The sequence below is a fragment of the Thermodesulfobacteriota bacterium genome (assembly GCA_036397855.1).
Classification (GTDB): Bacteria; Desulfobacterota_D; UBA1144; order Nemesobacterales; family CSP1-2; genus DASWID01.
On the sequence record DASWID010000056.1, the window covers coordinates 1 to 4,454 of the forward strand.

At 40.9% G+C, this 4,454-nt stretch carries 4 protein-coding genes; all 4 read left to right on the forward strand.

Annotated elements, in window-relative coordinates; translation table 11 throughout:
* The first annotated feature begins 97 nt into the window (after positions 1–97).
* On the forward strand, positions 98–2,506 hold the full coding sequence (gene pheT, locus VGA95_04255) for a phenylalanine--tRNA ligase subunit beta (GenBank protein HEX9665753.1): 2,409 nt from the start codon (positions 98–100) through the stop codon (positions 2,504–2,506).
* An 11-nt stretch (positions 2,507–2,517) separates the two neighbouring features.
* Complete coding sequence (locus VGA95_04260; GenBank protein ID HEX9665754.1) at positions 2,518–2,808, forward strand: integration host factor subunit alpha; 291 nt, start codon at positions 2,518–2,520, stop codon at positions 2,806–2,808.
* Positions 2,805–3,464, forward strand: coding sequence for a DUF502 domain-containing protein (locus tag VGA95_04265; GenBank protein HEX9665755.1), 660 nt, complete (start codon positions 2,805–2,807; stop codon positions 3,462–3,464). The genes VGA95_04260 and VGA95_04265 overlap by 4 nt, the downstream gene beginning before the upstream one ends.
* Positions 3,445–4,454 (forward strand): tRNA lysidine(34) synthetase TilS (tilS, locus tag VGA95_04270; protein HEX9665756.1); only part of this gene is annotated, 1,010 nt, incomplete at its 3' end. The genes VGA95_04265 and tilS, both read left to right, overlap by 20 nt.

Below are 4,454 nucleotides of genomic sequence, written 5' to 3' on the forward strand. Positions count from 1 at the left end.
ATGAATCTTATTATGTTATTTTGATCGCTGGGAGGAATTTTGATATTGACACCGGCTCTAACAATATGTAATTATTTACTTTTGTAAAATTAAGAAAATGAGATTTACTCTAAGTTGGCTTAAAGAATATGTTGATTTTGATGCCCCTCCCGAGGAATTGGCCGAAAGGCTTACTATGAGTGGTCTTGAAGTTGAATCGCTCGAATATCTAGGGAAGGGGTTGGAGGAAATAGTCGTAGCTGAAATTCTAGATATACGGCCACACCCGAGTGCAAAAACGCTTCTCCTTTGCGATGTATCGGATGGTACCAAAAGCTATAAGATAGTTTGCGGCGCAAAAAATATGGGGGTTAATGATAAAGTGGCGCTTGCTAGACCTGGTACAAGGCTTCCAAGGAGTGGGAAGTTTACAGAGGGGGTTACAATTGAGACGACGAGGATAAGGGGAGAGTTGTCGGAAGGCATGCTATGTTCCGAGGTTGAATTGGGTTTAGGCGATGATCACGAGGGGATTATCATACTTCCCGAACACTCTGAAGTTGGAAGCAGTATTGTCAATCCGTTGGGACTTGATGAGGTAGTATTGGAAATTGGTGTAACACCTAATAGACCGGACTGCTTGAGTGTGATCGGGATAGCCAGGGAGGTAGCGGCAGTTTTTGCATCGGGGCTCAAATATCCAAAATTTCAATTACTAGAAGAGGGCGAAGATATAGATAAATTGGCTACAGTTGATGTATTGGATTCCGAAGGCTGTCCAAGATATTCTTGCAGGGTAATTACCGACCTAAAGATTGCTCCTTCGCCTAACTGGTTGAAAACGAGGCTCGAGAATTCTGGTATTAGATCCATCAATAACGTCGTTGACATAACAAACTTTGTCCTGTTAGAGTTGGGTCAACCACTTCATGCATTTGATTATGATTTAATCGAAGGAAATAAGATAATTGTCAGATCCGCAAATGAGGGTGAAGTAATACAAACACTCGATGGACTAGAGAGAGTTCTAATCTATGAAGATTTGATCATATCTGATGCTTCAAAGCCTATTGCAATGGCTGGTGTGATGGGAGGGGCAAGTACAGAGGTCTCAGATGCTACCAAAAACATTTTACTTGAAAGCGCATTTTTCAGTCCTGTTAGGGTAAGAAGGACCTCTAAGCGGACAAATTTGAAATCAGAGTCATCTTACAGGTTTGAACGGAAGGTAGATATAAACGGAGTAGTAAGAGCGCTTGACCGGGCTTCAGAGCTCATGAGAGAGCTCGCAGGAGGGACAATTTCGAGGGGTACCGTCGATGTTTATCCAAGTCCTGTCAGTAGAAGGGAAATAACGCTTTCCGCAAAAGGTATTAACAATCTACTCGGAACTGAAATCGAGCCAGATGAAGTCATAGAGATTATGAAACGACTTGATATCGAGGGAAAAGCGGCCAAAGGTGAAGAGTTAATGTTTATGATCCCGACTTTTAGGGTGGATATTACTAGAGAAGTGGATTTAATCGAAGAACTGGCAAGACACTATGGGTATAACAGAATCCCGACAACCCTACCTTCTGTTGTTATGAAAACAGAAGGATCAAAAATAGAAAAGATCATTGAAAACAGGATAAAGCAAATACTAATGTCCTATGGTTTTCTTGAAGTTATAAACTACAGTTTTGATGACCCTGCATATCTTGGACTGTTTAATTCTACTCAACCCATTGCGATATTGAATCCGCTCAGTAATGAAGGATCTGTGTTGAGGACTAGCCTTTTTTCTGGATTAATGAGAAACGTTAGTCTTAACCTGAATCGTCAAATAAATGATATAAGGGTTTTTGAAATTGGAAGGGTTTATATTCCAGAAGGAAACGTGTTGCCAAAGGAGATCACTAAACTTGTGGTTGCTGCCACTGGCGAGAGACAAGTGGAATTATGGGAAAAAGCCGAATTCGATTTTTATGATTTAAAAGGTGTTCTTGAGAGAATTTTTGAATTACATTCGCTTGCGAAAAAGCTGCGATTTGAGCAGACAAAACAGGTCGGTTTCCTTCATCCAGGTAAATCCTCAAGGGTTTTAATCCAGGATGAGGAAATTGGGATTTTGGGTCATCTTCATCCTGAGATTTTGGAAAAAATGGATATTTCACAAGGTATATATGTTTTTGAAATTGATTTGGATAAATTTGCAGAGTTTTACGTTGGAGAAGAGTTACAATTTGGACCCATTCCCAGATTTCCGTTCGTGAGAAGAGATATTGCCATCGTAGTGGATGAAGAATTACCTGTAGGTGACATAGTAGGTGAGATAAGAAGCGTAGAATCAAATTTGATAGAGGACGTAGGTGTATTTGATGTGTTTAAAGGTGGTTCGGTTGAAAAGGGTAAAAAAAGCGTTGCTGTTTCTATGATCTTAAGGGCCGCTGATAAAACACTTACGGATGAAGATGTGAATCAACTGCAGGCCATGACATTAGAAAGGCTGAATTTGGCCTTTGGCGCAGAATTACGTAAAATCTAAGGGGGAAAGATATGACAAAAAAAGAACTAGCAGATGTAATACACGTAAAGATAGGACTTTCAAGGCGTGAATCGGCTGAGATTGTTGAGTTTTTCTTTCAGACGGTTAAAGAAAAACTTGCTAATGGCGAAGGAATTAAAATTCCCGGCTTTGGAAGTTTCAGGCTTCAAAAAAGGAAGGCGAGAAAGGGAAGAAATCCAGCCACTGGTGGCGCGATCGTAATATCTGATAGGACAGTCGTGACGTTCAAGCCAAGCAGATTCCTTCGCGACTCTATAAATGAAGTACACGTTAGTGAATGAATCGAATCAGTAATGCGTTTAGGCAAAATTTCCTTGCTGGCCTTATTGTGACCGTTCCCTTTGGTCTCACGGTTTTTATACTCTTCACACTCGGAAAATGGATAGTCGAACTCTTGAGCGCTGCGCCGGCTAAGGTTCTGATCAGACCTCTTTCGCAGCTTCATCCATCTCTGTTTCAACTTTCCACTTTTGCGATCGGACTCACTGGAACAATCATTATAGTTCTTTTTGTTGGGAGTATTGCGAGATTTTATACGGGCAGGAAACTACTGGCAATCGGAGAATCAATTATTGCAAGAATTCCTCTGGCTAGAACGATTTATACAGCTTCCAAGCAGGTGATTGAAAGTATTTTTCTAACAACTGGTTTTAAGGGTCTTAAAAGGGTCGTCATGTTTGAATACCCAAGGAAAGGTGTTTATTCGATAGGCTTTGTTACCGGGACACTTAAACAAGATGCTAATCGTAATATCTCGGGCAAAAATCTAGTGGGTATTTTCGTTCCTACAACCCCTAATCCGACTAGTGGGTATTATATAATGCTTCCTGAAGAGGACATTAGGGAGCTTCCAATTAGCACAGAGGATGCCTTCAGGATTATAATCTCTGGCGGGCTTGCCGATAATCAATCCCAAAATGTTAAGTCTGGTAAGTAAGACGATAAGAAAATTTAACATGCTCATCCCGGGGGAGTGTGTTGTGGTAGGTGTATCAGGAGGGTCGGACTCACTTGGTTTGCTCCATGTATTGACGGAGCTGACAGACTTTCGACTAAAACTGATTGTGGCCCATCTTAATCATGGCATAAGAAGGGAGGAATCAAACCGAGACGCTGCACATGTGCGTAAGTTTGCTGACAAATTAGGTCTTCCCTTTGAACTACGGGAAATAAATGTGATTGAGTTTAAAAAGAGCGCCAATCTATCTTTAGAAGAAGCTGCAAGAGAGCTCAGATATAAGTTTCTGAGAGAAGTTTTAAATGAGTATAATGCGGATAAGATAGCTACTGCTCACACGCTTGATGATCAGGCTGAAACAGTTCTTATGAGATTCATTCGCGGAAGTGGATTACTCGGTCTTTCGGGAATACCTCCCGTAAATGATGATATAATTAGGCCCCTGATTGAGGTTAAGAAATCTGATATCGAGGATTACTTGAGATCAAAGGGTATAGAGTGGATGGAAGATTCTTCGAACAAAGAGAAAGTTTTTCTAAGGAACAGAATCAGGAATGAGCTTATTCCACACCTCATGACATATAATCCTAATATAAAGGAAACACTCGCAAGGACTGGCTATATAGTCGGAGTCGAAGAGGATTATATCAGAAGTGAGGCAAAGAACCATTTTGACAAACTGTTTTATAGCTTAAGAGATAGGGAGTTGGTGGGGAAACTTGCATATTATCGTGCGCTTTCTGAAGCGATGAAGTATGGGTTATTGAGATTAGCTATTGAGAAACTAAAAGGCGATTTGAAGAGGATTTCACTAGACCATATTGTTTCTATAAATGTGCTCCTAGATTCTCGAGAAGCATCTGGGGAGCTCTATCTTCCTGGAGAAATAGTGGTAGCGAAGGGTCATGGCCTCTTTGTGTTGACGAAGAAGGTTCTACTCAGGTGTAGTTTCGGTTACACTGTTGATTC

Bases quoted from the DNA above. Each gene is read 5' to 3' on its own strand.
- pheT (HEX9665753.1), top strand. From the start codon at position 98: ATGAGATTTACTCTAAGTTGGCTTAAAGAATATGTTGATTTTGATGCC.
- VGA95_04260 (HEX9665754.1), top strand. From the start codon at position 2,518: ATGACAAAAAAAGAACTAGCAGATGTAATACACGTAAAGATAGGACTT.
- VGA95_04265 (HEX9665755.1), top strand. From the start codon at position 2,805: ATGAATCGAATCAGTAATGCGTTTAGGCAAAATTTCCTTGCTGGCCTT.